Here is a 26,740-nt window from a genome sequence, read left to right as displayed (position 1 = left end):
TTGCATGACCGTTCAAACCTGGACCTATATTTTAGTCGGAATCACCTTTGCCCTTTATATCGGCATTGCCATCTGGTCCAGGGCGGGTTCCACAAAAGAGTTCTACGTTGCGGGCGGTGGTGTTTCCCCACTTGCCAACGGAATGGCGACCGCAGCCGATTGGATGTCCGCCGCATCCTTTATCTCCATGGCCGGGATTATTGCCTTTGCCGGATATGACGGATCAGTTTATCTCATGGGGTGGACCGGTGGCTATGTGCTCTTGGCACTGCTGCTTGCCCCCTACCTGCGTAAATTCGGGAAGTTTACAGTTCCGGACTTTATCGGGGATAGGTACTACTCCAATACGGCACGTATTGTGGCCGTAATTTGCGCTTTGTTGGTCTCTTTTACCTATGTTGCGGGTCAAATGCGCGGTGTAGGATTGGTCTTTTCTCGTTTTTTGGAGGTCGACATCAACACTGGAGTGATTATCGGAATGATCATCGTTCTATTTTATGCCGTACTTGGTGGAATGAAAGGCATCACCTATACCCAGGTTGCCCAGTATTGCATTTTGATTTTCGCCTTTATGGTACCCGCAATCTTTATCTCGATTCAAATGACAGGAAATCCCATTCCACAAATTGGTATGGGTTCTACGCTGAACGACGGTTCCGGAACTTTTCTATTGGATAAGTTAGACGGACTCTCGACCGAACTTGGTTTCAATGAATATACCGACGGTTCCAAATCGATGACCGATATTTTTGCCATTACCTTGGCCCTTATGGTCGGTACCGCCGGTCTGCCCCACGTCATCGTCAGGTTTTTCACGGTAAAAAGGGTGAAAGATGCCAGGAAGTCCGCGGGATGGGCCTTATTGCTCATCGCCATCTTATACACTACTGCGCCTGCCGTGGCGGTATTTGCACGGACGAACATGATCAATACGGTCAGTAATCAGCCTTATGCCGATATGCCCAAATGGTTTTCAACTTGGGAAAAGACAGAATTGATTGCTTTTGACGATAAGAACGGCGACGGTAAGATTCAATATGTTGCGGATGCCAAGTTGAATGAGTTGACCGTTGATCGAGAAATCATGGTATTGGCCAACCCCGAAATAGCCAATCTCCCCGCATGGGTCATCGCCTTGGTAGCCGCTGGTAGTTTGGCCGCTGCACTTTCAACGGCTGCTGGCCTGTTGTTGGTCATCTCTTCATCGATTTCTCATGATCTGATCAAGAAGGTACTCAAGCCGGATATCTCCGAGAAAGGGGAACTTTGGGCCGCCAGAGGCGCCGCTACGGTAGCCGTCGTTATCGCGGGCTATTTTGGTATTGACCCACCGGGCTTCGTAGCGGCGGTTGTCGCCTTGGCCTTTGGTCTGGCGGCAGCATCCTTTTTTCCTGCCATTGTCCTAGGTATTTTCTATAAGAAAATGAACAAAGAAGGAGCGATCGCCGGCATGGTCGTCGGAATTGTATTGATGCTGTTTTACATGCTTAAATTCAAATTCGGAATTTTCGATGGTGGCAAGGAGGCCGTAGCCGGACTTGCAAAAGACTGGTGGTTCGGCATTTCACCCGAAGGCTTCGGAACGGTCGCCATGATCGTGAATTTCATTGTTGCCATCGTGGTGATGCAGTTCACCCCTCCACCACCGCAGAATGTTCAGGATATAGTGGAAGACATTCGTATTCCGAGTGGTGCCGGGGAAGCTACGGGACATTAATTTTTAGTATTTTTAATCCACAAAAATCCTGGACTAAAGAAAAGCCAACTGTTCGCTTTCGGACAATCACGAAGACCGATGTCATGCTGAGCCTGTCGAAGCACTTCTTTTATTTAACCATTTTATTCTATGAGCAATTACCATATCAAACATTTAGAAGAATATTTTCAAGTTTATCGAAAGTCGGTTCGAAACCCTGAAGCGTTCTGGGAAGAGATTGCCGAAGAGCATTTTGTGTGGCGAAAAAAGTGGGACAAGGTACTTAGCTGGGATTTTAGCAAACCGGAAGTAAAATGGTATGAAGGGGCGAAACTCAATATTACCGAAAACTGTTTAGATCGTCATTTGCCGACACGTGGTACCAAAACCGCCATCATATTCGAGCCGAACGATCCCAATGAAACAGCAGAACACATTAGCTATCGTCAACTACATGAAAGGGTCTGTCGCATGGCAAACGTACTCCTCGAAAACGGCATCGGCAAAGGTGATCGGGTTTGTATTTATTTACCGATGATTCCCGAACTGGCCATCTCCGTTTTAGCCTGTGCGCGTATTGGAGCGATTCACTCCGTGGTCTTTGCCGGATTCTCGGCGAATGCCTTATCGACTAGAATCATTGATTCGGATTGTAAAATGGTCATTACCTCCGACGGGTCGTACCGCGGTGCCAAAACCATCGATTTAAAGGGCATTGTAGACAAGGCCTTGGAAGATTGCCCGGGAGTGGCGAACGTGCTTGTTGCAAAACGTATCAATTCCAATATCGCAATGAAAGAAGGACGCGATAAATGGCTTCAGCCCTTGCTCGATGAAGCCTATGCAGATAATGTGGCAGAAGTTATGGATGCCGAAGATCCGTTGTTTATTTTATATACCTCCGGCTCTACGGGTAAACCCAAGGGCATGGTGCATACTAGCGCGGGCTATATGGTCTACACCGCCTATACCTTCAAAAATGCCTTTCAATATAAGGAAGAGGATGTATACTGGTGTACCGCCGATATTGGTTGGATTACCGGTCATTCCTACATCGTCTACGGCCCCTTGGCTAACGGTGCCACGACCCTTATGTTCGAGGGGGTTCCCTCCTATCCTGATTTCGGTCGTTTTTGGGAAGTGGTCGAAAAGCATAAGGTAAATCAATTTTATACCGCGCCAACCGCAATTCGCGCTTTGGCAAAAGAGAGTTTGGATTTCGTGGAAAAACACGATTTGAGCAGTCTTAAAGTACTCGGTTCGGTAGGGGAACCCATCAACGAGGAGGCTTGGCATTGGTACAACAACAATGTGGGCAAGAAAAATAGTCCGATCATAGATACCTGGTGGCAAACGGAAACCGGAGGCATGATGATTACGCCCATCCCCTACGTAACACCCACTACCCCGACCTATGCCACATTGCCATTTATCGGGGTGCAACCCGCTTTAATGGATGAGGAAGGAAATGAAATAAAGGGCAATCAGGTCGATGGTCGTTTGTGTATTAAATTCCCTTGGCCGGCCATGGCACGAACCATTTGGGGAAACCATGAGCGTTATCGGGAAACCTACTTTTCAGCCTATAAAGACATGTATTTTACGGGCGATGGTGCCTTACGCGATGCCGTCGGGTATTACAGGATTACCGGAAGGGTCGATGATGTGATTATTGTTTCTGGACATAATTTAGGTACCGCTCCGATCGAAGACAGCATCAACGAACATCCAGCCGTCGCCGAGTCGGCAGTGGTCGGTTTTCCGCATGACATTAAGGGAAATGCCCTTTACGGCTATATCATCTTAAAGGAAACGGGTGAAAGTCGGGACAGGGAAAATTTACGGAAGGAAATCAACCAGCAGATCACGGAGCAAATCGGACCCATTGCCAAACTGGACAAGATTCAATTCGTTTCCGGTCTACCCAAAACCCGAAGCGGAAAAATCATGCGTCGTATCTTAAGGAAAATAGCCTCAAACGACACTTCAAATTTAGGGGATACCAGCACTCTACTGAACCCTGAAGTGGTCAAACATATCATGGACAATGTACTGTAGAAGATATGAGGCGGCGCTGATACGCTTATTGGGTTTTCATACCTGAAATAGGATCATCCAGTGAGCCAATAGTGCTGTTCACAAAAAATACTGCCTCAATTAGATTTATGAACCCTAAACGTTCAAGGAGTTATGGGGCTCTTGACTACCTTGGGTTTCCTGACCACCAACATGATCGCCAAAGCCAGGAGTCCGCATAATGCCAACCCGGCGAACATGGGCCAAACGGTGTCCGCAATAAAATTACCGATAAAGATGGTGATCGGCACCGAAATTACCGTAGAAAAGAAGCCATTGATGGCAGCACCGATGCCGGCGATATGCCCCAGCGGTTCCATAGCGATGGCGCGAAAATTACCCCATAAAAAACCTAGACCGAAAAATTGAATACATAAAAAGGGTATCAAGATCCAAATACTAGGATTGCTAGAGTCATAGTACAGGGCACAGTAAAGCACCGCAGAAAAGCAAAAGGCCAATAGGGCTATAAGAGCTAATTTTCGCATACCTATGCGCAACACCAAAGTTCCGTTCATGAAAGTAGCCAAGCCTATTGAAATGGCCAAGGCCGCAAAGATATACGGGAATTCGTCCGGCATCCGATATTGCTTTTCGAACACATGCTGGGCAGCACTCAGGTATACCAAAAACGCGCCCGTGACCAAACCGGAAACCAAAGTGAAAGCAACGGATTCCCGATACTTCATAAATTCCTTGAATCCACTTTGAAATACACTTAACCGAAATGGAATCTTGAATTCAGGCTTTAAGGTTTCGCCCTGCCGTCTCCAAAACCATAACGCGACCAATAGTCCAAAAAACAGTTGGGAGTAGAAAATCGCTTCCCATCCGAACGCATCCAGAATCCATTTTCCGATCAGAGGGGCGACTACGGGAACCAAAATAAAAAAGGCCGTCACGAACGACATGACCCTGGCCATATAATCCCCACTGTAGGTATCCCTTATAATGGAAATAGACATGGTTCGAGGAGCCGAAAGTGCGATACCCTGTAAAACCCGACCAAGTAACATGATTTCCAACGATGGAGCGAAAATACAGATAGCACTGGCGATGATAAATAGTACGAAACCGAAATATACGATTGATTTTCTTCCATAGCTATCCGACAAAGGCCCGAAAAACAATTGACCTACTCCCAAACCTAAAAAAATCATGGTAATGAGCAGTTGATGATCTGTAGGATCGGGTGTGTTGATCGCCTGACCTATTTCGGTCAATGCCGGAAGAACGGCATCAATGGCCAAGGCCACGATACTCATCAAAGACGCCATTAACGCAATAAACTCAAAGTCCGGTTTTACCTGCTCGTTTTGCATCCCGCAAAAATAGCGATAAGCGAATAGACGGGGAATCATATCGGCCTATAATTTTGAGCTCATTCTTCTGGATAAACTTTATAGATTCAAAACTGAGAAACAAGAAAAAAGATTGAAGACAAAAGACCTATGTTTAGGAATTACAAGACCAAAAAAATTTATATCACATCTTGGCTCTGTTAGTAAAGCGGTCTTGGTTCTCGTTTCTTACCTCTTGCATCTCTCCCTAAAGTATGTACTTTTGGTAAAAATTCGCTAATATGCTGATTATCGGAATTGCTGGAGGAACCGGCTGCGGAAAAACGACCGTCGTCAACCAAATCATCAACGAGCTTCCCTCGGGCGAAGTGGGTGTGATTTCACAGGATTCCTATTACAACGATCTTTCAGAACTAACGCTCGAAGAACGTCGTAAGACCAATTTCGACCATCCAAAGTCCATAGATTTTGAACTGTTGGAAAAGCACCTTGTTCAGCTTCGCGATGGAAAATCAATTGAACAGCCCGTATATTCTTTTTTGGAATGCAACCGCACGGAAAAAACCATTCCGACACACCCCAGCAAGGTCATGATCGTTGAGGGTATTTTAATCCTTACCAATGCCCGAATACGTGATATGTTCGATATCAAGATATTCGTTCATGCCGATTCGGATGAGCGTTTGATCCGGCGTTTGAAACGCGATGTAAATGAACGTGGCTGGAACCTTGATGAGACACTGGACAAATATTTGACAAACATTAAACCAATGCACGAGCAGTTTATCGAACCGTCAAAAGAGTTTGCCGATATCATCATCCCGAATAATAAGTACAACACCGTTGCCGTTGATATCGTACGTACCATTATTACTGATAAATTAGCATAATATGGGTTGGAAGAATTTCAGGCAAAGTAAATGGTTCTCGGTGGCCGCTATCTTCAGCAGTATTTATGTTATCGTTTTGACCGGTTTTGTGATATGGATGGTCTTTTTCGACACCAACTCCTTGCTGATACATAGGGAGCTGAACCAAGAAATCGAAAAATTGGAAAAAAAGCGTGAGTTTTTAAAAGTCGAAATCGAAAAGGACAAGAAAGTCATCGAAAGACTCTCCGACCCCGAGGAGCTCGAAAAATTTGCACGGGAGAAGTACTATCTGAAAAAGAAAGACGAAGAAATCTATCTTATCGAATATGAGGATAGTCTGAAAACAAAACAGTGAAGTGTCTTGTCTCTTGTCCAAGTAAACCAAACCGATCTTTAAAGTAATCGCTAATTAAAACGGCGGCTTCCAAGGTGTTTCAATTTAGGTTTAAATCATTGTAGTACAAACTACTATCCTATAAAATTTTAACATTTACATCAACTTGGAATATATAGGCTACTATAATGATGGTACACGGACTTCCCTAATTATAATCCTAAAAGGCTGTTCTTTAACCAACTTTAACGCCGAACACCTAAGTTGTTCACTTAGTGTTAACAAAAATCATTTTTTAGCGTTCTATTAAATTGTAAATTTACCCCCTTAACATAAGTGTATTATGGGGAAGATTATCGCAATCGCGAATCAGAAAGGTGGGGTAGGAAAAACGACGACTTCGGTTAATCTAGCTGCGTCTTTGGGCGTTTTGGAAAAGAAAGTGTTATTGATCGATGCCGATCCGCAGGCCAATGCTACATCGGGATTGGGTATTGCCGTAGATGAAGTTGAACTGGGCACCTACCAATTGCTTGAGCATACCAAGTCGGCCACTGAGACCATCGTAAAGACAGACTCTCCCAATGTAGACCTCATACCCTCGCATATAGACCTCGTAGCCATCGAAATCGAATTGGTCGATAAAGACCGACGGGAATATATGATGAAGCAGGCTATCGGAGAGCTTAGGAATTCCTACGACTATATTCTTATCGACTGCGCACCTTCTTTAGGGCTACTTACCTTGAACGCGCTTACTGCAGCTGATTCCGTTATCATTCCAATACAGTGCGAATATTTTGCATTGGAGGGCTTGGGCAAACTGCTGAATACCATAAAGAGCATCCAAAAAATACACAATCCCGAGCTTGATATCGAGGGAATGCTGCTCACCATGTTCGATTCCCGCTTGCGCCTATCGAACCAGGTGGTCGAAGAAGTACGTAAACATTTTGCCGATATGGTGTTCGATACCATTATTCAACGTAATGTACGTTTGAGCGAGGCACCAAGTTATGGCGAAAGCATTATTAAATACGATGCAAGCAGTAAGGGTGCCAAAAATTATTTGAATCTTGCCAACGAAATGATGGTACGAAACAAGGAAAAAGTGTAATGGCAAAAGCAACCAAAAAACAAGCATTGGGCCGGGGGTTGTCCGCATTGCTTAAAGATCCGGAAAATGATATTCAGTCCGTTGCCGATAAGAACGCGGATAAGGTCGTAGGCAATATCGTAGAACTCGATTTGGAAGCGATCGAAGTAAACCCCTTTCAACCACGATCTAATTTTAATGATGAAGCCCTTTCCGAATTAGCAACGAGCATCAGGGAACTCGGTGTCATTCAGCCCATTACCGTTCGAAAGATGAATTTCAACCAGTACCAATTGGTTTCCGGGGAGCGAAGGTTCAGAGCATCAAAACTAGTAGGACTCAAAACCATTCCGGCATATATTCGTATTGCGAACGATCAGGAATCCTTGGAAATGGCCCTGGTCGAAAACATTCAACGACAAGACTTAGACCCTATTGAAATTGCATTATCGTACCAACGGTTGATCGACGAGATTCAACTTACGCAGGAGAAAATGAGCGACCGTGTGGGCAAAAAGCGTTCTACGATTACCAATTACCTAAGACTTTTGCGTTTAGACCCCATCATACAGACCGGCATTCGTGATGGCTTTACCACCATGGGCCATGGCCGGGCTTTGGTCAATATAGAAAAGAAGGAGGATCAAATAGCGCTTTACGAGCGAATTGTAGGCGAAAACCTATCCGTGAGGGAGACAGAACGTGCGGTAAAGGCTTATCATGAAAAGTCAACGCCCACTAATACTTCTAAATCAAAGGCTAAAAGTCCTGCTTTTGCGACATCGGCCGAAAACGAATTAACCGAACACCTATCGGCGAAAGTAGCCGTGCAGGCCACTGAGAAAGGAAAAGGGAAAATAACCATCCCCTTTTCTACCGAGGAAGAATTCAATCGAATCAAAAAATTGATCATCAGTGGCTAAACACCTCATCGTACTCTTCTTTGTACTAGCTTCCGCTTGTTGTGTAAAGGCACAGGAAGAAAAAACCGAGGAACAGCCCGAGGATTCCCTTGGAGTGAATCTCAAGGAACAAGGTATTGTGGTGCAAGACTCCATTTTTAAAAAAAAGAAGGTCATTAATCCCTTGGCCCCGAGCAAAGCCGCCTTTTTATCCGCTATTTTTCCGGGAATGGGGCAAGTGTACAATAAACGCTATTGGAAAGTACCCATTGTTTACGCAGCGATTGGCACGGGCATATATGTTTACGACCTTAACAACGAACAGTACAATAGGTATCGCGATGCCTTTAAAAGAAGGCAGGCAGGCTTTAACGATGATGAGTTCTGGGATTTTCAAACGCCGGATGACGGTAACATCCCGGACGAACCTTTTGTTCCGAATACAGCTTTGGAAGACGCACAGGAACGTTTTCAGCGTGACCGCGACCTGGCGCTAGTCGTAACCATAATCTTATATGCTCTGAATATTGTTGATGCAAATGTAGACGCACACCTGAAGCAATTTAATATAGATGATGACCTGAGTATCGATTGGCATCCATATCTCAATGTAGACCCGATAATGACCACACCAAATTATGGTATGGCGGTGGTCGTCCGATTTTAAACGAGAACGATAAAAATTATGAATATAGCGTTATTCGGTTATGGGAAAATGGGGAAAATGATCGAAACCCTAGCCGTAAGAAGAGGACACCAGATCGTTGCAACGATAGATGTCGATACAGTCGATATCGATTTCGCACGAATGGATGTCGCTATAGACTTTAGCATGCCCGATTCGGCATTTGGGAACATCAGCAAGTGTTTGGAACATCAGGTCCCGATAATCAGTGGGACAACGGGATGGTTGGCCGATTTTGATAAAGCGGTGCAATTGTGTGATGAAAAGGACGGTGCCTTTATTTACGCCTCCAATTTTAGCCTCGGGGTAAACGTTTTTTTTGAACTGAATCGGCAGCTCGCCAAAATGATGGCGCAATTAAAACAGTATAGCATTTCGATGGAGGAAATTCATCATACCCAGAAACTGGATGCCCCAAGCGGTACGGCAATTACTTTGGCAGAGGGCATTTTAGACCATACCGATTACGCCGCGTGGAAACTGGGTGATGCAGCCGAGAATGAAATTCCGATTCACTCCAAACGCATCGGTACGGTACCGGGTACCCATACGGTCGATTACTCCAGCGCTGTCGATAGTATAGAGATAAAACATACGGCACACAACCGTGAAGGTTTTGCATTGGGCGCTATCATCGCCGCCGAATGGCTTGTTGGCAAAACAGGAGTGTTTACCATGAAAGATGTTTTGGGGCTTTAAGCGGTAAGCTCTGAATTTGGTGGTGGAGAGGCCTCCCTGCGGGCAGACAGGCTCGAGATAATTAATAGAAATAGAACTAAAAACATAGTGGCTATAGCATCGGTTTGAACTACGAACTATTTGAATCTACCTCCCCGGTAGACCGGCTTGATACTAGCGCTTGAATTTGAACTTTAACGTATGAACGCAACACAGTGGATCATTTTTATACTCATCGTACAGGTCATTCATTTTCTGGGTACCTGGAAACTGTATGTCAAAGCGGGTAGAAAGGCTTGGGAAGCCGCAATTCCTGTCTACAACGCCATTGTTTTAATGCAGATCATCAACCGTCCGAAATGGTGGGTCATCCTGCTGTTCATCCCGATCATCAATTTATTGATGTTTCCCGTAATTTGGGTCGAGACCATTCGCAGTTTCGGAAGGAATAAACTCTGGGAAAGCTGGGTTGTCATTCTAAGCTTGGGCTTTTACATTTACTATGTAAATTATGCTCTAGACGAAAAATATATTGAAGACCGGAGTCTTCAACCGCGCACTGGTATGGGGGAATGGGTCAGTTCCATTGTTTTTGCAGTGGTGGCGGCCACCCTGGTACACACCTATTTTATGCAACCGTACGTAATTCCCACGGGATCTTTGGAACGTACCTTACGTATAGGCGATTTATTGTTCGTTAGTAAATTTCACTATGGCGCACGAACCCCGATGACAGCGGTCGCAGCCCCTATGGTGCATGACACCCTACCCTTTGTTGGCGTAAAGTCGTATTTGAACAAACCAAAAATCCCTTATTTCAGATTACCGGGCTTGACCGATATCGAACGCAACGATATTGTCGTATTCAGTTGGCCCGCCGATACCGTACGGCAATTTTTTATAAAGGAAAAAGGGGTAAAGAAACCCATCGATAAGAAATCGAATTATGTAAAGCGCTGTGTGGGCTTGCCCGGAGATTCGTTAGAAGTTCGGGATGGCTACGTTTTCATCAATGGAGAGCGACTTGAACTTCCCGATCGCGCGCGGCCGATGTACGACTATACCATCTATGCGAACAAAGGGGTGTCGTCAAACCTTTTGTCGAAGGTCGGGGTAAACGAGTTCAGCAGAACATACCTCATATCCAACCTTACCCAGCCGCAGGTAGCCATCGTGAATCAGTATATGAGAAGTTATGAGGAATTACCCGATAAACGACTAAGAGTGACTACGGGGAATGATGGATTTCCTGTGGATGTAGTTCGAAAAAACGGCTTGAACATTACCGAGGAGACCGGCCGTCAACGACAAGCGACCCTGACCGATGAGATGGTGAAGGCACTGCGAAACGATGCGAGTATCGATTCTGTGGTGCGCATCATTACACCAAAAGGGACGCGACGAAGCAATCTCTTTCCGCAAAGTCCCGATTATTCTTGGAATTATAGCCAACTAGGGCCCATCTATATTCCGGAAAAAGGCAAGACCGTTCCCTTGAATTTGAAGGTGCTGCCCTTGTACAAAAAAATCATCCGTGACTATGAAGGGCACGAGATAAAAGTCACCGGTAATCAAATAAGTCTGGATGGTACGGTAGCCGATTCGTACACTTTTCAGCAAGATTATTATTGGATGATGGGCGACAACCGCGACCATTCCGAAGATAGCCGCGCTTGGGGCTACGTACCGGAAAATCATATTGTGGGCACCCCGGTTTTTATCTGGATGAGCTTTGACAATTTTGTGGATGCCAAAGGACAAATGAACAAACCATGGAAATGGAAGCCGCGCTGGGATCGCATTTTTACAACGGTTAACGGTGAGGGTGAACCCGTATCGTATTTCAAATATTTTTTAATTGCTCTGGCGCTTTATTTTGTAGGCGATTTTCTGTGGAAGAAACGAAAAAAAAGTAGGCAGTAGGCAATTGCAGGTGGCAGTACCCCCCAGCTCGAAGAATGTTTCTGCCGCTCATATGACCTGAAAAAAAGTAAGCTTTTAGAAATACGAGGTTTGAAGTTTTAGGTGGAAAGCCTTGTCAATCCTATATAATTTTTAAATAGTGCAGCGCTTGTAGGCTATCCCAGAAATGATTATATCAATAAAGACCTTCGGCGACAATACCGTTGATTTCATTTTTTATAAAACTAAGCCCAACCACAATCATAGTAATAGTGCAAAATAAACCTAAAACCAAAAAAGCGATTTTAGCCGAAGTTTCTTCAAAAAAGAATGTGAGGAGGCAAAATGAGATACCTATAGCAAGTGCATTTAGTAGCAAATGCTTTGATTCGGTTTCGCAAACAATATCTATTTCATGATTACCCGATTCCTTAAAAATAAATGTACCCGACCTAATAATTTTGAAGGCTTCAAAGAAATTAATACCAGAGTGAGTAGTGAATACGGGTGGTTTTGTGAATTTCAAACCGTCCTCGAACTTAGAAATATGAAAGCCCCTTTTTCTTAAAGCCATTTCTATTTTAGCGCTTACATTATTAAACTTAACAAGACCATTTTCGGAAAGAATTTCTTTTTGCGTACTAGGTTCATATTTAAGTAGGTATTTAATTCTTGTCATTTTTAAAAATTAAGCATCCCCCAATCTTTAGGACAGCTTTTTTACAAATCTAAATTAATGTAAGCAGCTTTTTTGAACACATCTATCGGCCTGTCGTAATCGATGGATTCGTGCCTTTTTTCATTGTTGTAATAATAAAAGTACTCCGCCAGCAGAAGGAACAGTTCAAGGCCATCCTCTGGGGGATTCAGGTATTTCTCATAATTGACGCTGCGCCAGAGACGTTCGATAAAGGCATTGTTTTCCGGTCAAAATCAGAAAACTTTTAAATGATAACTTTTAGTTCTCCTCAGGGTTATCTTTTCCCCATGAAATAATTAAGAATCCAAGCAAACTAATAATCAGGCAAATTAAGATATTCGAAAACGAAAAGCTTCGATTTTCAAACATATATATTGAAACAAATGAAAAAATAATAATTAAAGAAACCTTCGAACGTTTTTTCTTAAGATGCCTAAAAATATCTTTTAGCATGTATTTAATATATGAATTAAAGATAAAATTATCTGAGGAAAATTTCATAATTACTATAATTTAACCCTGCTCTTACCACATATTAAAGTTTTTATTTTTGATTAAAAAAGTACTACGAGAGTAGAAAAAAATTAGCTCATCAACCGATTTGAAATTAAGAAATAATATCTAACAAATAAAACTATAAGTAATCCTGCGGTTAGATTTGCAATCCGAGAAGGGAATAGTAGTTTTATGTCAGGTATAACAAGGAAAACCAAAACCCTTGTTACCTTTGTACCTGAATCCAATGATAACGTGAACATCCTCCTACATCCCTCCTATTTTCCAAATATTGCGACATTCTCGGCCTTGGCACAACATGATGTTTGCTGGGAAATGGCCGATAACTACCAGAAGCAGACCTATCGTAACCGCTGTTACATTTGTAATGATCGTGGCAAGCATATTCTCAGTATTCCCATTAAGCACGTTGGAGGAATGCAAGGCCGTCAAAAGTATAAGGATGTCCTGATCGAGAACGATTACGCCTGGCAACGGCAACACTGGCGTACTTTACAAACGGCATATCGCACTTCCCCTTTTTTTGAGTTTTATGAGGATGAACTCGCCCCCTTATTTGAAAAAGAGCAAAAATTTTTATTGGATTTTAACCTCAAGACCATAGCTGTAATCTGTTCCTGTTTACAAATACCGCTTCCACAGGCAAAAACCAATGTCTACGACACGGCACCAAATGAACTGCTAGATGCGCGTTTTTTAATCCAACGAAAACAAAATCTCGAGTCTACCTTTGACCACTATACCCAGGTTTTTGGGGAGCGCCATGGTTTTATAAAAAATGTAAGCACTTTAGACCTTCTTTTTAATGAGGGTACCAATGCATTGACCTATTTAAAGAATCAAAACACAGATTTTTTAAATGTTTAGGGAGCTGATACACTACGGTATCCATTTTATTGTTCCGGTGCTTATCGGGGTCCTATTTTTCAAGCAAAACCGGGTAAAAGTAATTCTTATTCTTTGGGCAGGTATATTAATCGATATCGATCATCTTTGGGCGAACCCTATTTTCGACTCGAATCGCTGTAGTATTGATTACCATCCCTTACATTCCTATTGGGCGATAGCTGTTTACCTCAGCCTTCTATCACTTCGAAAAACACGTGTTTTAGGAATAGCCCTCGTCTTACATATTATAGCGGATGTTACGGACTGTTACCTCCTATTCCTCCAATCGAAATGAGGCCATTACGGGAAAATGATCCGAAAAATGAACGTCATAATTTTTATGCGTTACCGTCTCAAAAGACGGGTCCGCTAAAATATAGTCGATTCTATAGGGAAGGCCAAGGAAACTGTAGGTGGTGCCCAAACCATTCCCTTTTTCCAAAAAGGTGTCATACATGTCTCCTTTGACTACGCGATACGAATTCGAGAATTGGGTATTGTTGAAATCGCCGCAAACAATCGTCTTATATTTGACCGAATCACGATGTCTCCTAAAGGCCTTGGCTTGAATGGATTGTTTTTTAAAAATTCTGCTCAAACTCTTATAGAGCCTCGGCTTCGCCTCCCGCACCATGTATTCCTTAGAAGGGTTGATCTGTAACGATTCCATATGCAAATTATAGACGCGAATCGTATCCTTTTGATACAGAATATCAGCATAACATCCATTGTTCATCGAATTGGGCCAGTCCAACGTATTCGATTTCACTATAGGATATTTGGAAAAAATAGCCATTAACGACTTATGTCCATAATTATCATACCGTAAATGCTGATAGGGGTATCGCTCTTTAAAAGCCTCGCGCTTTCGATAGTCTACCTCTTGCACACAAAGTATATCAGGGTCCTCTGCGAATATAAAAGCTAAAGTCTCCTCGAAGACATTGGGTCGTTTTATAGCCTCATAGCGGTTGAACTTGCGCACATTGAACGTCATCACTTTTAAATCCTCTTCTACGATCCCTTCGTCTGAAAATTCAAATCCGATAAAAGAGCCCACGGTAAAATAGCCAAGAATCAATACAATGAGCGAAACTACCATCTGCCGTTTCTTTCGCAATAGCCAATAGCACAAAAACAAGAGGTTGAAACCGACCAGAATCGGCACCCCCAGACTAAGTATCGCTATAAAGGGAAATTCATCCGCTGGAACGAATGGCACCAAACAGGCAAGCAGCAGTGCCAGTGCCAAAAGAGAGTTGATGAGAAATAGGATTTTATCGAAAAAGGAAAGTCGTTTCACTAGGCTAATCTTCTTTACCCGCCTTGAACAAAAAGTCCTTTTCAGCTTTGGATAGGCTTTCGTAACCCGATTTGCTGATTTTGTCCAAAATCGCATCGATTTTTCGCTGGTTGGCTTCTTTTCCATAATCAGGCTGGGCGGCTTTCGTGTTTTCTTTTCGATACACCGTTTTCATCGGGGCTTTTTTCTCCTTCTTCTGAAAGAGCCCTGCCATACTATCCAAAAATTTGGAAAATCCGGAGCCAATATCATTGCCTTGAACCAATTGCCGGGCATAGACATAGCCCAATAACGCTCCGCCCAAATGGGCCAACTGTCCCCCGGCATTGCCAATGGGCATTTGTATCAAGTCCATCACAATAACAAAAACACCAATATACCACAGCTTTACGTTAAAGAAGATAAGCCGTACCTCCTGATTCGGCAAATAGGCGCAGATAAAAATCATAATAGCCCTTACCCCGGCAGAGGCACCTATCAACACGGCATTTTGCTTAAAAAAGGCCGGAAATACATTGTAGCCTGCCATAAAGAGAAGTCCGCCTGCTATGATTCCCAAAAAATATACGTTGATAAAACGCTTGCTGTCAAAGAGATTAAAGAAAATACGTGCGAAGAAATACAGAATGAGCATATTCCAAAAAATATGGCCAAACCCACCGTGAAAAAATGCATAGGTGACCAATGACCATGGTTTGCCCAAAAAATCGCCTAGATTGCTAGGAAGCCGGAACCATTGTTCTATAACTATGGGGTCCCACCGAAAAAGAAAAGGCAACAGCCCATTCACGATAAACACCGAAACGGTAATCACTATAAGCTTCTCGGCAATGTTCAATCTACTGTACTGATATCGTAATCCTCCGTTCCCCATTAATTCCAGCGTTTGTCGTTAAATTGATTTTTTTTCCAAAACCACATAATAAGAAAACCGGCGACCGCACCTCCTATGTGGGCAAAGTGCGCGATACCTTGACCAAAGATACCGTAACCTGTCACTCCCGAAAATAAATCCAATAACAGCAAAACAGGTACAAAATACTTCGCTTTTACAGGCACCGGCAGAAAAATAAGCATTAGTTCAGCTTCAGGATAACTAAAGGCATAGGCGACCAAAACACCGTATATGGCCCCGGAAGCACCTACCGCAGGCGTATTGTAAGCACTCAAAAAATTATCGATGGTACTCTGGCTAGCTAGATTGTACCAATCGGGCATGTACTTTCCAGAGGAAATGATATCAATGACTTCTTGCTCCGAAATACCGGAGTTTACAATCGTCGTCAACCCTTCATTGAAATAATAATAGTTGATTCCCGTGTGCAACAGCGCTGCGCCCAAACCTGCCGATAAATAGAAAAACAGGAATTTATTTCTTCCCCACATTCGCTCCAAAGGGGTGCCAAAAGCCCAAAGTGCGTACATGTTGAATGCGATATGCATGAACCCTCCGTGCATGAACATATGACTCGCTACTTGCCAAAAACCGAAATATTCATTTTGGGGAAACCATAACGAAAACCACTGGTACATTTGATCGCCATAAAGCTGTGTAGCAACAAAAAACAGCACATTTATAATCAATAAGTGCTTAATGGCTTCGGTCAATCGGTTCATTTATATAAACTTTTTATCAATATCGTTTTCGGTAATCGTAATATAAACAGGTTTGTGAAACGGGCTCGCCATAGGCTCCTTGCAGGCAAATAAATCATTGACCAAAGCCAATTGCGAAGCAGTTTCCAGTACCTCACCGGTCTTTACGGCCAAACTTTTCGCCAAGGTCTTGGAAAGCAGATCGGTTTGCGAAAAACTATCCCCGCTCACCTCTTGCTGGCAGTCAGCTATAAGCTGATCAAGAACCATACCTACCTCGCTTTCCGGCACCAATAAAGGTACTCCTGAAATTTTTACATCACTAGACGTAGCGGTAAAATCAAAACCGATCGCTTTTAAGGAATCCTTGATTTCTTCAAGCACTGCCATATCGGATTTCGAAAAGGATACGGATAAGGGAAACAACAGTTGTTGGCTTACGGACTGCTTTCCGGTACCGCTTCGTAAAAATTTTTCATAGAGTACGCGTTGATGTGCCCGACTCTGATCAATGACCACCATTCCCGATTTGATGCTGGTTACAATGTATTTTCGCCTGAGTTGAAAGGTGGTTGCCAAGGCTTGGGTGCTGTCTTCCTGTTCCTCGAACAAAGAGCCCGTAATCGTATCCGATTCGAATTGCTCACCCTTGAATTCGATTTCATTGCCCATTTTCGATTCCAATCCGACGTAGAGACTCTCCCATGATTGTCCCCCCAAGTTTTTCTTTACCTGATGCTGCTTTGGCTTCGTTAAGGTATCGGAACTTTTTGGTTCGGAGAAAGGGTTGAATCCGGCATCGACGGTCACCTTTGGCAACTGTGCATATTTGTTTTTATAGGCGTAAGGCGTTTCCAAATTAGGATCGCTCTCAAAGTCGATTGCAGGAACTACATTGAATTGGCCCAAACTATGTTTTATGGTAGATCTTAAAATGGCGTAAAGAGTATGCTCGTCATCAAATTTCACCTCGGTTTTTGTAGGGTGTATATTGATATCCAAAGAAGCGGGATCTACCTGCAAATACAGAAAGTAGCCGGGGTGGTACGAAGGCTTTATCAAACCCTCGAAGGCATTAAGCACGGCGTGATGCAAATACGGACTTTTAATGAACCTATCGTTGACGAAAAAAAATTGTTCGCCCCTACTCTTTTTGGCAAATTCGGGTTTAATGATAAAACCGCCTATTTTAACCACTTGGGTCTCTTCGCTTACGGGCACCAGCTTTTGGTTGGTCTTGCTGCCGAAAATGTGCACGATACGTTGTCTTAAATTACCAATGGGAAGTCCGAACATTTCGCTTCCGTTGATATAGTAATGAAAAGCGATTTGCGGATGCGCTAATGCCACACGGTGAAACTCGTCTGTAATATGCCGCAGTTCTACCGTATCAGACTTTAAAAAGTTACGCCTGGCCGGGATATTAAAGAATAGATTTTTCACGCACATTGATGTGCCCCTGGGAACCGCCGCCACTTCTTGGAAAATGACCGTACTGCCCTCTATCTTCAAATGGGTGCCCAATTCGGTGTCTTTGGGTTTGGTCTGCATTTCAACATGGGCAATGGCCGCGATAGAAGCCAACGCCTCCCCCCGGAACCCTTTGGTCATCAATTGAAACAGGTCTTCTGCCTTTTCGATTTTAGAGGTGGCATGACGCTCAAAGCTCAACCTGGCATCGGTCTCGCTCATACCTTTGCCATCATCTATGACTTGAATAAGGGTCTTACCCCCATCCTTAACGATTAGTTTTACATTCGTCGCACCGGCGTCAATGGCATTTTCAAGCAGTTCTTTAACTACCGAAGCTGGCCGCTGTACCACTTCGCCCGCTGCAATTTGGTTGGCAACATGGTCCGGCAAGAGTTTGATGATATCCGCCATTATTGAGGAAGGAATATAGAAAGGTCAAAATCAATAATGAACAGGAAAATAAATAGAAGGATTCCTAAAATAATCAAAAAACGGATTTTCAGATTGCGATCGCCTTTACGCCTGGCGTCGGCCATCGCATTCCCCAACTTATTTTTGAGTCCGCGCGGGGCATCGACCGTAGTTCGAAATTTGTCGAATTTATGCTCTAATTTGAACGGACTTCCACCGGTATCATTCTTATAATAACGAGGGGAATAATCAAAGGTTCGATTCCGTTTTAATTTTGTGATTTTATCCAACATACCCATAGCTGTAAAGTTACTTAAAATCAAAAAATATGCCGTAATCCTTATGCCAAAATTTGTTAACAGCTAGGTTCGTTGCATCTTTGAAGAAATACTTTTGCAACACTGCGCCCGAAGAAATGTAAGGCCTAAGTGCCTACTGTGGTATAACCGCTTTGGTTCTTTTGAGTTTACACCGGCAATCATTTCTTCAGACGCACCGTCCACTCAAAATTAAAAGTGGAGACCACTACCCCATCTTTGTTCACACCGACAGACTTCATCCAAATGGTCTGCCCTTCGCCAGTGGCAATGGTCTTTTCAAGGGCGTCTTTTATTAAATGACCATCCTCGCAGGTAAACGTAATACGACCTGTGGCTTTCTTTGAAAAATTGGCCGTATTGTTTTGTACCAACATCGATATCCGCTTACCAGTTGCCCGTATTTGGGATGTCACCATTGCCCCCGTGGCCAACTCGGCAGCCATACCTTGTACCGCCCAAAACATTGATTTGAACGGATTCTGATTCGCCCATCTGTGCCGTACGGAGGCAATTGCCTTCGTGTCGTCCATATATTTTAAGCGTACGCCGCACCACCACGCCGAGGGTAATTTAAAGAACATAAAAGCATTGACACTGCCCGTAGATACTACCATTATCATCGATTTAGAGATTAAAAGTATTGAATTAAATCCATTTAAGCTAGTGTTAAAAATTTGTTAATATTTAGTACTTTGTTTTGCATAGTACCTTTTTTTAGACATATATTTGTATTAGCAAATAATAAGCTATGACAGATACCATTACAAAACACGAGCGAAATTTATCGGCTTTAATACACGCCTCTACCTTTTCAAGGTTTTTTATTCCTTTCGGGAATTTTATAGTGCCACTGGTACTTTGGACGGCGAACAAAAACGATTATAAATTTGTTGACCACAACGGAAAACAAGCCCTGAATTTTCAGATCAGCATGTTTCTCTATTCCATCATCCTCGGTATTATCAGCATTCCGTTTTTCGTAGGTTTCTTTCCGGATCTTTTCAATTTCGGCCATTTTGGATTTGAAGGATTGAGCAATTTTAACAATCTGAACATTAATTTCAATAGCGACGATTTTCAGTTCGGCAAATGGTTGCTTCCAGTAGGGATAGCAGGCCTCATGAAATTCGCTTTGGTCATCGTCAATATCGTGTATACCATTCTTGCGACCATCAAAACAAACGAAGGGGAAACCTTTACCTACCCCATCACCGTAAAATTCATTAAATAATGAAGCTTTTTAAATATATCTTCTGTTTTGGCGTCTCGCTAGCGGTATTGAATACCGTATCTGGCCAAGTTGCCGAAAATTCAAATCTCTATCAGACCTTGAAGACACAGGATAGCATTTTATTCGATGCCGCTTTCGATAGCTGTGCGCCGGAGGTTCTTGAAACTATTTTCACGGAGGATTTTGAATTTTATCACGATAAGGGAGGACTGACTTCGGGAAGAGACAACTTTTTAGCCCCGATGAGAGAGAACTGTGCCAATTGGGACAAAAATGCACCGCAGCCTTCAAAAAGAATATTATTTCCGAATAGTTTAAAAGTATATCCGCTTTATAAAGATGGGGAGCTCTATGGCGCCATACAGCATGGCATTCACCGGTTCGAATCTCTAGATGAAAACGGAAATTACCAAAAAGGCGACGAAGCACAATTCACCCATGTTTGGATTAAAGACGCCGCCGGTTGGAAAATAAAACGTGAATTGAGTTACGACCATCAATACAAACCAAATTAGTCTCGAATTACGGGTACTCATCACACCCGAGTTAGTAAAGGAGTTTATTCATCAATTTATGCCGAATTCACTTCGGTATCTATCTCTAGCCAGAATAGCTACTGAAATGGATTCAGCACAAGAAACGAACAGTTAATCTATGCAAAAGACCGCGACAAAAAAGAAACAAAAGAAACCCCTTAATGAAGCGATCGGGCATACAAAGCAAAAAGAAACTATGAACGTAGAAAACACAAAAGCACAAATGCGCAAAGGAGTGCTGGAGTACTGCATCCTCTCTATTCTGAATGGAAAGGACAAGTATGCCTCCGAAATCCTGGGCACGCTAAAAGATGCGAAAATGCTCGTTGTAGAGGGTACCATTTATCCCCTACTGACCCGATTGAAAAATGCCGGGTTGTTGAATTACCGGTGGGAAGAATCTACCTCGGGACCACCACGAAAGTATTACACGCTTACAGAAACCGGTAAACTTTTTCTAAAGGAGCTCGACACGACTTGGGACGAATTGCGCAGTGCAACGAATCTGGTAACACAAAATAAATAGGTAACACAAATCCAAACCCTGAATCGATGTCGGGGTGAAAATCAATCAAAAATGAACAAGACAGTAAATATAAATCTCGCAAATATACTTTTTCATATCGATGAAAATGCGTTCAACAAAATGCGACGCTATCTGGAATCCGTTAGGCGTTCGTTTGCGAATACCCCGGGCAGTGACGAAATCCTTGCCGATATCGAGGCGCGTATCGCCGAGCTTTTCGGAGAAAAACTTCAGGATCCTCGACAGGTAATCACCAGTAAAGAGGTCGACGAAGTCATCACCATTATGGGACAGCCAGAAGACTACATGGTAGATGAGGATATTTTCGAAGACGAACCCCCGTTTAAAAGCGAAGCAAAACGTAAAAGGGTTAAGAAACTATACCGCGATACTGAAATGAAATACGTCGCTGGCGTGTCCTCGGGTCTCGCACATTACGTAGGAATTGATCCCCTATGGGTACGTTTACTCTGGATTCTGCTTACCATCGGTTCAGGCGGTGGCTTTATCCTGTTATACGGTTTGTTGTGGATTTTGATTCCGGAAGCGACGACAACTTCCGAAAAGCTCGACATGCGGGGGGAGGATATCAACATCAGCAATATAGAACGTAAGGTCAAGGAAGGCTTTGAGGATGTTGCCAACAGAGTAAAAGGAGTAGATTATGACGAGGTAGGAAACAAGGTGAAAAACAGTGGTAAAACGTTTTTTGATACCCTCGGGAATATCGTCATGTTCTTTTTTAAAATCATTGGCAAGTTTATCGGAATCATTTTGGTAATTACGGGTGCCGCGACCATAATTGGTCTCCTTATTGGCCTGATTACAGTCATCATCGCAGGTTCTGCCCATATTCCCGGCGTAGACTTTTACCATGTGATCGATTCGAGCAATATGCCGGTATGGCTAGTTTCCTTGCTGGGCTTCTTTGCCATTGCGATTCCGTTCTTTTTTCTGTTATACCTAGGATTAAAAATCTTGGTGACCAATTTGAAGTCCATAGGAAATATAGCGAAGTTCTCTTTGTTGGGACTATGGTTGATTTCGGTTATCATGCTCATCGTATTCGGCGTACGACAGGCAGCGGCACATTCGTACGAAAGCAGCGTTACCGACAAGTATGAACTGGCAGTTGAAGACAGCAGCATTCCAGTAAATATCGCCATGGTTTCGTCTACGACCAACAACAGGGGTAACATTCATATGGGCGATATGATGCTTACCCATGATGAAAATGGTAATGAGGTTTTGGTCTCTAAGGACATACGCCTATCGATTAAAAGGTCAAAAGATTCGATATTTCATTTGGAAGTTCGAAAACAAGCCGATGGCTCTTCTTTCAATAATGCCATGGAAACAGCGAAACGCATCGATTATGGCTATACCATAGACGGAAATCAAATTTTGTTGAACGATTATCTGACGACAGAAAAGGAAAACCGGTTTCAAGACCAAGAAGCGCGAGTTACGCTTTTTATTCCGGAAGGAGTCGTCCTAAACTATGATAATGGCGATTTCCGCTGTTGGAAGGTAGGTGCTGCCAACGATAGGGATATCGACGACTGCAACATTGAGGACTATACTTGGATGATGGGTGCGGATGGCGAACTGAAATGCCAAGAATGTCCTGAAAGAAGAATTGATGAAGAGGATGACGACGAGCGAAATAAAATTCGAATCAACGAAGAAGGAATCGATATCAACATCAATGACCAGGACGGCGAGTCGTTTAAGATGAAAATCGATGAAGACGGTGTTCGCATTAAAGCCCAGGACAATGACGAGGAGCGTGTTGACATTAATATCGATGCGGACGGGAATTCTATTAAAATCAAGGCCAAAGATGGTGATAGTTCAATGACAAAGAGCATCACCAAAGATTAGCCAATGGATTTTTCCAACAGTTCGGAAGTAAAATTTGACAGTTCGGTCCGAATATTTCCGAAATACATATAGAAAACAACATCTTTACACCATCAATTAAAAACAATTAGCAATCGCTGATCTCGTCTTAGGTCGACACCTACCGAAACAAGTTCAGCATAAACAAACAGTCATGACAACACTCGTAAAAATTCTGATTCTCTTCTTAATGACCTTATTCCTATCATCCTGTGGTTTCGATATCCAAATCGGTGACTTCGGCACAGGCGAAAGAGGCAATGGCGAAGTCGTAACCGAAAACCGTAATCCTGACCAGGAATTTACCAAGATATCGGCTCAGGAAGGGATTATGGTCTATGTAACCCAAGCCAAGGATTACGCCATTAAAGTAGAGGCCGATGAAAACATTATCGACCTTATCGGTACCGACATAAAAGATGGAAGGTTAAAAATACATGCCATCGAAAACATTGGTCGGGCCACTAAAAAGGTCTATGTATCCTTGCCCAATATCACCTCCTTAAAAAGCTCGAGTGGGGCGCACCTCAACTCTGAAAACAAAATCAAGACTAATGAACTTATCGTAGACGGGAGCAGCGGCGCGAATATAAACCTTAGCATCGATACCGATGAGGTAGAAATCGATGCCAGCAGCGGTGCAAACCTAAAGCTGGAGGGTCGGGCCGATGAAACCAACATAGACGCCAGCAGCGGCGGTAACATCAATGCCAAGAATTTGGAAACCGAATACTGCGATGCCGACGCCAGTAGTGGTGGCAACCTTAGTATTCATGTAAACAAAAACCTGAAGGCAGATGCCAGTAGCGGTGGAAACATCTCTTATATGGGAGACCCTACCGTCGAAAAAAACAAGTCCGTTTCCGGAAGTGTTCACAAATACTAGAAGCTGCTTCTTCACTGCCGGGAAATGGTCATCAGGAAAACTGGTCAAAATCATTAAAACCAAAGTAATATGTAAACCCGCCTTAATTTGGCGGGTTTACGCTTTTATATAGATTCAGTTTCTATATATTAGTAGAAACTTTTTGATAATATGCAGCTCACCCTTAAAAAGTATGTACTTCATCTCAAACACACTTTTAGTATATCTCGCGAATCGCACGATTTTCAAGATAGCCTGATCGTTTGTCTTTCTTTGGATGGATGTACGGGTTATGGTGAAGCTACCGCCAACCCCTATTACAATATATCGGTCGAGAGCATGATACGCGAAATCGAGGACATTCGTAATGAGCTGGAAACGTATGATTTTAGCACCCCGGAAGCATGGCACGGGTTCTTGACCCAAAAAGGACTGACCAACTTCGCCATTTGCGCCTTGGATTTGGCTGCCCATGACCTATATGGAAAGCTTAAAGGAAAGCCATTACATCAAATCTGGGGCACTAGCTTAAATCATTATCCTACGACGAATTATACGATAGGCATTGCGCCCATAGAAAAAATGATCGCCAAAATGCAAGAGACGCCATGGCCCATCTATAAGATAAAATTAGGCACTGCCGACGATTTGGCTATTGTGAGAGCCCTACGAGAACATACCGATGCCGTTTTTCGTATTGATGCGAATTGCGCATGGACCGTGGAAGAAACCATACACAATGCACCGCTCCTGAAGGAACTGGGCGTGGAGTTTTTGGAACAACCCCTGCACGCCGACAATTGGGAAGGTATGGAAAAAGTGATACACCATAGTGTACTGCCGATAATCGCCGATGAAAGCTGTATCGTTGAAAGCGATGTGGAAAAGTGTGGGCTTCATTTTAGTGGTATTAACATCAAATTGACCAAATGCGGCGGCCTCACCCCTGCCCTGCGAATGATCAAAAAGGCAAAGCGATTGGGGTTAAAAGTTATGGTAGGCTGTATGACCGAATCTACGGTAGGTATTTCGGCCATCGCACAACTGCTTCCCCAGCTCGATTATGTAGATATGGATGGGGCCATGTTATTGAAGGAGGATATTGCGGAAGGGGTGCGACTTACCGCGAAGGCAGAAACAGTTTTTCCCAATATCGGGGGCAGCGGTATAGTACTGAATTAAAAATGCCAATGCGGCATAGAATAGTCGCCGGGGTTGAGAAGAGACCTAGCCCACTTTATGTATAGCTCATAGTGTATTATTATATAAGATCCTTCATCCTTTGAAGCAAAGTCAAATTTTAAAGGTGGAATACAGCCAGACAAATGAATTACGAAATTGATCATTTTCCGGGTAGGCAATTAGCCCTAAATGGGAAAGCATATCTTTATTTCGGGGGTACTGCATATTTAAGCCTTCAAACCGATAAGGCTTTTCAAGCGCTGTACATTTCCAATGTAAAAAAATACGGCACCAATTATGGTGCTTCCCGCAAATCGAACATTCAATTGGGCATTTTTGGAAAAGCGGAATTGCATTTGGCCAATGTGGCGGGGAGCGAGGCTTGTATTACCCTATCGTCAGGGTATTTGGCGGGACAGTTCTTGGCGAAACAATTTAGCGCGCAACAGTATGCTTGTTTTTATGCTCCTAACACACATTCGTCCCTATTTTCACAAAGGCGCACTTGTTTTGAAAACTACACCGCCTTGAATACCAGTATTCGGAAAAAACTTGCCGGAGACGATTCAAGTGTTCCCGTAGTCTTTTTGGATGCCATTGTCTTTACCGGCGATCATTATCCTCATTTTGAGGGTCTTCGGCAATTGCCTCTGGACCAAATCATTTTAGTAGTCGACGACTCCCATGGTGTTGGTATCGTTGGTCAAAATGGAGGTGGTGTTTTTAGTCAGGTGTCCCGATTACAACCTAAAGAACTAATAGTATGCGCTTCCTTGGGAAAGGGTTTTGGCCTCCAGGCGGGCGCTATTTTTGGGGACAAGAACCGTATATCTTCCTTTGCCGAAACCGACTTCTTCGGAGGTGCAAGTCCGGCCACACCAGCCGCGATGGCCACCCTGATACAAGCTTCTTCTATATACCGGGAAAAGAGAGTACTTCTTCAAAGGAATATCGCGCTATTTCGTAGCGAAGTGAAGAATATTTCGCTTTTTTCATCTATGGAAAAACATCCAGCCTTTAGCTTTTCCGATGCTCGACTAACCAATTATCTGGCGGAGAATCATATACTAATAACACACTTTCCCTATCCCAACGAGGAGAACTCTGTCACCAGTCGGATCATTATCAGTGCCGGGCATACCCAAGGTGATATTTTGACATTAGTCAAATTGATTAATCAATATCACTCCAAATAATCAAATTCGTAAAACGAAGGGCTTATTTTTGTTAAATTGGCAAAATTATTCGTATCTTTTATCTTACACTGTAATACTAATTTAAAATAATGACCATGAAAAAACTATTTGGATTGGTTTTCTTGATATTGATATTGGTCTCAGTGACCAATTTCACTTCATCGAAACTACAGACGAGCAATTCATTGGAGGGTACATGGGAACTCGTTAACCGTTTTAATTATGACGGTGGAAACGTCGTCGATACCCTGCCGAATGCAAATGGCTACCGCCAGGTTAAAATTTATAGCAAAGGAAAGGTAATGTGGACACGTTTCGCACCTGATGACCCCGAAGATTGGTTCGGTTACGGACGGTATACGGCAACCGATGATGTTTTAGAAGAACAGTTGGAGTACGGTTCAAAAGAAATGATGAAAGTCGTTGATACGGTCGACGTATTCCGATTTGAACTTCATTTGTACAAAGATACCTATAGCCAAATCACACTCGACGATGAAGGGCTTCCAACTTTTTCGGAAAATTATAAGCGGATCGATTAAATCGAATTCGT

General features: G+C 43.2%; 27 protein-coding genes and 1 pseudogene. 19 read left to right on the top strand and 9 right to left on the bottom strand.

Annotated elements, in window-relative coordinates; all coding sequences use genetic code 11:
- Positions 1 to 4: 4 nt before the first annotated feature.
- Both FGM00_RS05700 and acs read left to right on the top strand, forming a co-directional pair.
- Entirely contained in the window at positions 5 to 1,717 is a 1,713-nt protein-coding gene (locus FGM00_RS05700; protein ID WP_138851970.1) for a sodium:solute symporter family protein, read from the top strand.
- Between the two features lie 129 nt (positions 1,718 to 1,846).
- Positions 1,847 to 3,754 (top strand): acetate--CoA ligase, encoded by a 1,908-nt coding sequence (acs, locus tag FGM00_RS05695; protein WP_138851969.1) that lies wholly within the window; start codon positions 1,847 to 1,849, stop codon positions 3,752 to 3,754.
- 122 nt (positions 3,755 to 3,876) lie between these two features.
- Here the strand turns inward: acs and FGM00_RS05690 are convergent, their stop codons facing one another.
- A complete protein-coding gene (locus FGM00_RS05690) occupies positions 3,877 to 5,094 on the bottom strand; it encodes a multidrug effflux MFS transporter (RefSeq protein ID WP_138854638.1) in 1,218 nt (405 codons plus the stop codon).
- A gap of 260 nt (positions 5,095 to 5,354) precedes the next feature.
- Here FGM00_RS05690 and udk point away from each other — a divergent pair, with 260 nt between their 5' ends.
- From udk to lepB, 7 genes are all read left to right on the top strand, one after another.
- Positions 5,355 to 5,963 carry a uridine kinase gene (gene udk / locus FGM00_RS05685; RefSeq protein ID WP_138851968.1) on the top strand — a complete coding sequence of 203 codons (609 nt, stop codon included), beginning with the start codon at positions 5,355 to 5,357 and terminating at the stop codon, positions 5,961 to 5,963.
- A 1-nt stretch (position 5,964) separates the two neighbouring features.
- Positions 5,965 to 6,300, top strand: coding sequence for an FtsB family cell division protein (locus tag FGM00_RS05680; protein ID WP_138851967.1), 336 nt, complete (start codon positions 5,965 to 5,967; stop codon positions 6,298 to 6,300).
- 322 nt (positions 6,301 to 6,622) lie between these two features.
- Entirely contained in the window at positions 6,623 to 7,396 is a 774-nt protein-coding gene (locus tag FGM00_RS05675) for a ParA family protein (protein WP_138851966.1), read from the top strand.
- Positions 7,396 to 8,298: a ParB/RepB/Spo0J family partition protein gene (locus FGM00_RS05670; protein ID WP_138851965.1), complete on the top strand. Its 903-nt coding sequence runs from the start codon at positions 7,396 to 7,398 to the stop codon at positions 8,296 to 8,298. The genes FGM00_RS05675 and FGM00_RS05670 overlap by 1 nt, the downstream gene beginning before the upstream one ends.
- On the top strand, positions 8,291 to 8,944 hold the full coding sequence (locus FGM00_RS05665) for a DUF5683 domain-containing protein (RefSeq protein WP_236262939.1): 654 nt from the start codon (positions 8,291 to 8,293) through the stop codon (positions 8,942 to 8,944). Before FGM00_RS05670 ends, FGM00_RS05665 begins: the two co-directional genes overlap by 8 nt.
- Positions 8,945 to 8,962: 18 nt before the next feature.
- Positions 8,963 to 9,661 carry a 4-hydroxy-tetrahydrodipicolinate reductase gene (gene dapB / locus FGM00_RS05660; RefSeq protein WP_138851964.1) on the top strand — a complete coding sequence of 233 codons (699 nt, stop codon included), beginning with the start codon at positions 8,963 to 8,965 and terminating at the stop codon, positions 9,659 to 9,661.
- 180 nt (positions 9,662 to 9,841) lie between these two features.
- Positions 9,842 to 11,563 carry a signal peptidase I gene (gene lepB, locus FGM00_RS05655; protein WP_138851963.1) on the top strand — a complete coding sequence of 574 codons (1,722 nt, stop codon included), beginning with the start codon at positions 9,842 to 9,844 and terminating at the stop codon, positions 11,561 to 11,563.
- A 175-nt stretch (positions 11,564 to 11,738) separates the two neighbouring features.
- On the opposite strand, the gene FGM00_RS05650 is transcribed toward lepB, so the two are convergent.
- Positions 11,739 to 12,221, bottom strand: coding sequence for a hypothetical protein (locus tag FGM00_RS05650; RefSeq protein WP_138851962.1), 483 nt, complete (start codon positions 12,219 to 12,221; stop codon positions 11,739 to 11,741).
- A gap of 41 nt (positions 12,222 to 12,262) precedes the next feature.
- Positions 12,263 to 12,457 (bottom strand): annotated as a pseudogene (locus FGM00_RS20135) (IS3 family transposase); the annotation flags it as partial.
- Between the two features lie 472 nt (positions 12,458 to 12,929).
- Between FGM00_RS20135 and FGM00_RS05640 the strand changes: the two are divergent.
- Together FGM00_RS05640 and FGM00_RS19935 are read left to right on the top strand one after the other, a co-directional pair.
- Positions 12,930 to 13,625, top strand: coding sequence for a WbqC family protein (locus FGM00_RS05640; RefSeq protein WP_317130261.1), 696 nt, complete (start codon positions 12,930 to 12,932; stop codon positions 13,623 to 13,625).
- Positions 13,618 to 13,941 carry a DUF6122 family protein gene (locus FGM00_RS19935; protein ID WP_138851961.1) on the top strand — a complete coding sequence of 108 codons (324 nt, stop codon included), beginning with the start codon at positions 13,618 to 13,620 and terminating at the stop codon, positions 13,939 to 13,941. The genes FGM00_RS05640 and FGM00_RS19935 overlap by 8 nt, the downstream gene beginning before the upstream one ends.
- Here the strand turns inward: FGM00_RS19935 and FGM00_RS05630 are convergent.
- The 6 genes from FGM00_RS05630 to FGM00_RS05605 form a co-directional block, all read right to left on the bottom strand.
- A complete protein-coding gene (locus FGM00_RS05630) occupies positions 13,921 to 14,949 on the bottom strand; it encodes an endonuclease/exonuclease/phosphatase family protein (protein ID WP_175416189.1) in 1,029 nt (342 codons plus the stop codon). The genes FGM00_RS19935 and FGM00_RS05630 overlap by 21 nt on opposite strands.
- A gap of 4 nt (positions 14,950 to 14,953) precedes the next feature.
- Positions 14,954 to 15,823 carry a rhomboid family intramembrane serine protease gene (locus FGM00_RS05625; RefSeq protein WP_138851959.1) on the bottom strand — a complete coding sequence of 290 codons (870 nt, stop codon included), beginning with the start codon at positions 15,821 to 15,823 and terminating at the stop codon, positions 14,954 to 14,956.
- A complete protein-coding gene (locus FGM00_RS05620) occupies positions 15,823 to 16,566 on the bottom strand; it encodes a rhomboid family intramembrane serine protease (protein ID WP_138851958.1) in 744 nt (247 codons plus the stop codon). Before FGM00_RS05620 ends, FGM00_RS05625 begins: the two co-directional genes overlap by 1 nt.
- On the bottom strand, positions 16,567 to 18,429 hold the full coding sequence (gene mutL / locus FGM00_RS05615; protein ID WP_138851957.1) for a DNA mismatch repair endonuclease MutL: 1,863 nt from the start codon (positions 18,427 to 18,429) through the stop codon (positions 16,567 to 16,569).
- Positions 18,429 to 18,722, bottom strand: a complete 294-nt coding sequence (locus FGM00_RS05610) for a riboflavin synthase subunit beta (protein WP_317130260.1) — start codon at positions 18,720 to 18,722, stop codon at positions 18,429 to 18,431. The genes mutL and FGM00_RS05610 overlap by 1 nt, the downstream gene beginning before the upstream one ends.
- A gap of 185 nt (positions 18,723 to 18,907) precedes the next feature.
- Complete coding sequence (locus FGM00_RS05605; protein ID WP_138851955.1) at positions 18,908 to 19,363, bottom strand: DUF4442 domain-containing protein; 456 nt, start codon at positions 19,361 to 19,363, stop codon at positions 18,908 to 18,910.
- 134 nt (positions 19,364 to 19,497) lie between these two features.
- On the opposite strand from FGM00_RS05605, the gene FGM00_RS05600 reads away from it, so the two are divergent.
- The 8 genes from FGM00_RS05600 (at position 19,498) to FGM00_RS05565 (ending at position 26,729) form a co-directional block, all read left to right on the top strand.
- Positions 19,498 to 19,980: a DUF4870 domain-containing protein gene (locus tag FGM00_RS05600; RefSeq protein ID WP_138851954.1), complete on the top strand. Its 483-nt coding sequence runs from the start codon at positions 19,498 to 19,500 to the stop codon at positions 19,978 to 19,980.
- The gene (locus FGM00_RS05595) at positions 19,980 to 20,495 is read left to right on the top strand and encodes a nuclear transport factor 2 family protein (RefSeq protein WP_138851953.1); all 516 of its coding nucleotides are present in this window, start codon (positions 19,980 to 19,982) and stop codon (positions 20,493 to 20,495) included. The genes FGM00_RS05600 and FGM00_RS05595 overlap by 1 nt, the downstream gene beginning before the upstream one ends.
- Before the next feature lie 217 nt (positions 20,496 to 20,712).
- Entirely contained in the window at positions 20,713 to 21,042 is a 330-nt protein-coding gene (locus tag FGM00_RS05590) for a PadR family transcriptional regulator (RefSeq protein WP_138851952.1), read from the top strand.
- Positions 21,043 to 21,093: 51 nt separating this feature from the next.
- Positions 21,094 to 22,926, top strand: a complete 1,833-nt coding sequence (locus FGM00_RS05585) for a PspC domain-containing protein (RefSeq protein ID WP_138851951.1) — start codon at positions 21,094 to 21,096, stop codon at positions 22,924 to 22,926.
- A 172-nt stretch (positions 22,927 to 23,098) separates the two neighbouring features.
- Entirely contained in the window at positions 23,099 to 23,830 is a 732-nt protein-coding gene (locus tag FGM00_RS05580; RefSeq protein ID WP_138851950.1) for a head GIN domain-containing protein, read from the top strand.
- A gap of 150 nt (positions 23,831 to 23,980) precedes the next feature.
- Positions 23,981 to 24,991, top strand: coding sequence for a dipeptide epimerase (locus FGM00_RS05575; RefSeq protein WP_138851949.1), 1,011 nt, complete (start codon positions 23,981 to 23,983; stop codon positions 24,989 to 24,991).
- A 143-nt stretch (positions 24,992 to 25,134) separates the two neighbouring features.
- Positions 25,135 to 26,187, top strand: a complete 1,053-nt coding sequence (locus FGM00_RS05570; protein ID WP_138851948.1) for an aminotransferase class I/II-fold pyridoxal phosphate-dependent enzyme — start codon at positions 25,135 to 25,137, stop codon at positions 26,185 to 26,187.
- Between the two features lie 95 nt (positions 26,188 to 26,282).
- Entirely contained in the window at positions 26,283 to 26,729 is a 447-nt protein-coding gene (locus FGM00_RS05565) for a hypothetical protein (RefSeq protein WP_138851947.1), read from the top strand.
- Positions 26,730 to 26,740: the final 11 nt, after the last annotated feature.

Source organism: Aggregatimonas sangjinii, assembly GCF_005943945.1.
Classification (GTDB): Bacteria; Bacteroidota; Bacteroidia; order Flavobacteriales; family Flavobacteriaceae; genus Pelagihabitans; species Pelagihabitans sangjinii.
Note: the sequence above shows the minus strand (reverse complement) of the source record. Positions and strands in the feature narration are given on the sequence as shown.

Bases quoted from the DNA above. Each gene is read 5' to 3' on its own strand.
- FGM00_RS05700 (WP_138851970.1), top strand. From the start codon at position 5: ATGACCGTTCAAACCTGGACCTATATTTTAGTCGGAATCACCTTTGCC.
- acs (WP_138851969.1), top strand. From the start codon at position 1,847: ATGAGCAATTACCATATCAAACATTTAGAAGAATATTTTCAAGTTTAT.
- FGM00_RS05690 (WP_138854638.1), bottom strand. From the start codon at position 5,094: ATGCAAAACGAGCAGGTAAAACCGGACTTTGAGTTTATTGCGTTAATG.
- udk (WP_138851968.1), top strand. From the start codon at position 5,355: ATGCTGATTATCGGAATTGCTGGAGGAACCGGCTGCGGAAAAACGACC.
- FGM00_RS05680 (WP_138851967.1), top strand. From the start codon at position 5,965: ATGGGTTGGAAGAATTTCAGGCAAAGTAAATGGTTCTCGGTGGCCGCT.
- FGM00_RS05675 (WP_138851966.1), top strand. From the start codon at position 6,623: ATGGGGAAGATTATCGCAATCGCGAATCAGAAAGGTGGGGTAGGAAAA.
- FGM00_RS05670 (WP_138851965.1), top strand. From the start codon at position 7,396: ATGGCAAAAGCAACCAAAAAACAAGCATTGGGCCGGGGGTTGTCCGCA.
- dapB (WP_138851964.1), top strand. From the start codon at position 8,963: ATGAATATAGCGTTATTCGGTTATGGGAAAATGGGGAAAATGATCGAA.
- lepB (WP_138851963.1), top strand. From the start codon at position 9,842: ATGAACGCAACACAGTGGATCATTTTTATACTCATCGTACAGGTCATT.
- FGM00_RS05650 (WP_138851962.1), bottom strand. From the start codon at position 12,221: ATGACAAGAATTAAATACCTACTTAAATATGAACCTAGTACGCAAAAA.
- FGM00_RS05640 (WP_317130261.1), top strand. From the start codon at position 12,930: ATGTCAGGTATAACAAGGAAAACCAAAACCCTTGTTACCTTTGTACCT.
- FGM00_RS19935 (WP_138851961.1), top strand. From the start codon at position 13,618: ATGTTTAGGGAGCTGATACACTACGGTATCCATTTTATTGTTCCGGTG.
- FGM00_RS05625 (WP_138851959.1), bottom strand. From the start codon at position 15,823: ATGGGGAACGGAGGATTACGATATCAGTACAGTAGATTGAACATTGCC.
- FGM00_RS05620 (WP_138851958.1), bottom strand. From the start codon at position 16,566: ATGAACCGATTGACCGAAGCCATTAAGCACTTATTGATTATAAATGTG.
- mutL (WP_138851957.1), bottom strand. From the start codon at position 18,429: ATGGCGGATATCATCAAACTCTTGCCGGACCATGTTGCCAACCAAATT.
- FGM00_RS05610 (WP_317130260.1), bottom strand. From the start codon at position 18,722: ATGTTGGATAAAATCACAAAATTAAAACGGAATCGAACCTTTGATTAT.
- FGM00_RS05605 (WP_138851955.1), bottom strand. From the start codon at position 19,363: ATGGTAGTATCTACGGGCAGTGTCAATGCTTTTATGTTCTTTAAATTA.
- FGM00_RS05600 (WP_138851954.1), top strand. From the start codon at position 19,498: ATGACAGATACCATTACAAAACACGAGCGAAATTTATCGGCTTTAATA.
- FGM00_RS05595 (WP_138851953.1), top strand. From the start codon at position 19,980: ATGAAGCTTTTTAAATATATCTTCTGTTTTGGCGTCTCGCTAGCGGTA.
- FGM00_RS05590 (WP_138851952.1), top strand. From the start codon at position 20,713: ATGAACGTAGAAAACACAAAAGCACAAATGCGCAAAGGAGTGCTGGAG.
- FGM00_RS05585 (WP_138851951.1), top strand. From the start codon at position 21,094: ATGAACAAGACAGTAAATATAAATCTCGCAAATATACTTTTTCATATC.
- FGM00_RS05580 (WP_138851950.1), top strand. From the start codon at position 23,099: ATGACAACACTCGTAAAAATTCTGATTCTCTTCTTAATGACCTTATTC.
- FGM00_RS05575 (WP_138851949.1), top strand. From the start codon at position 23,981: ATGCAGCTCACCCTTAAAAAGTATGTACTTCATCTCAAACACACTTTT.
- FGM00_RS05570 (WP_138851948.1), top strand. From the start codon at position 25,135: ATGAATTACGAAATTGATCATTTTCCGGGTAGGCAATTAGCCCTAAAT.
- FGM00_RS05565 (WP_138851947.1), top strand. From the start codon at position 26,283: ATGAAAAAACTATTTGGATTGGTTTTCTTGATATTGATATTGGTCTCA.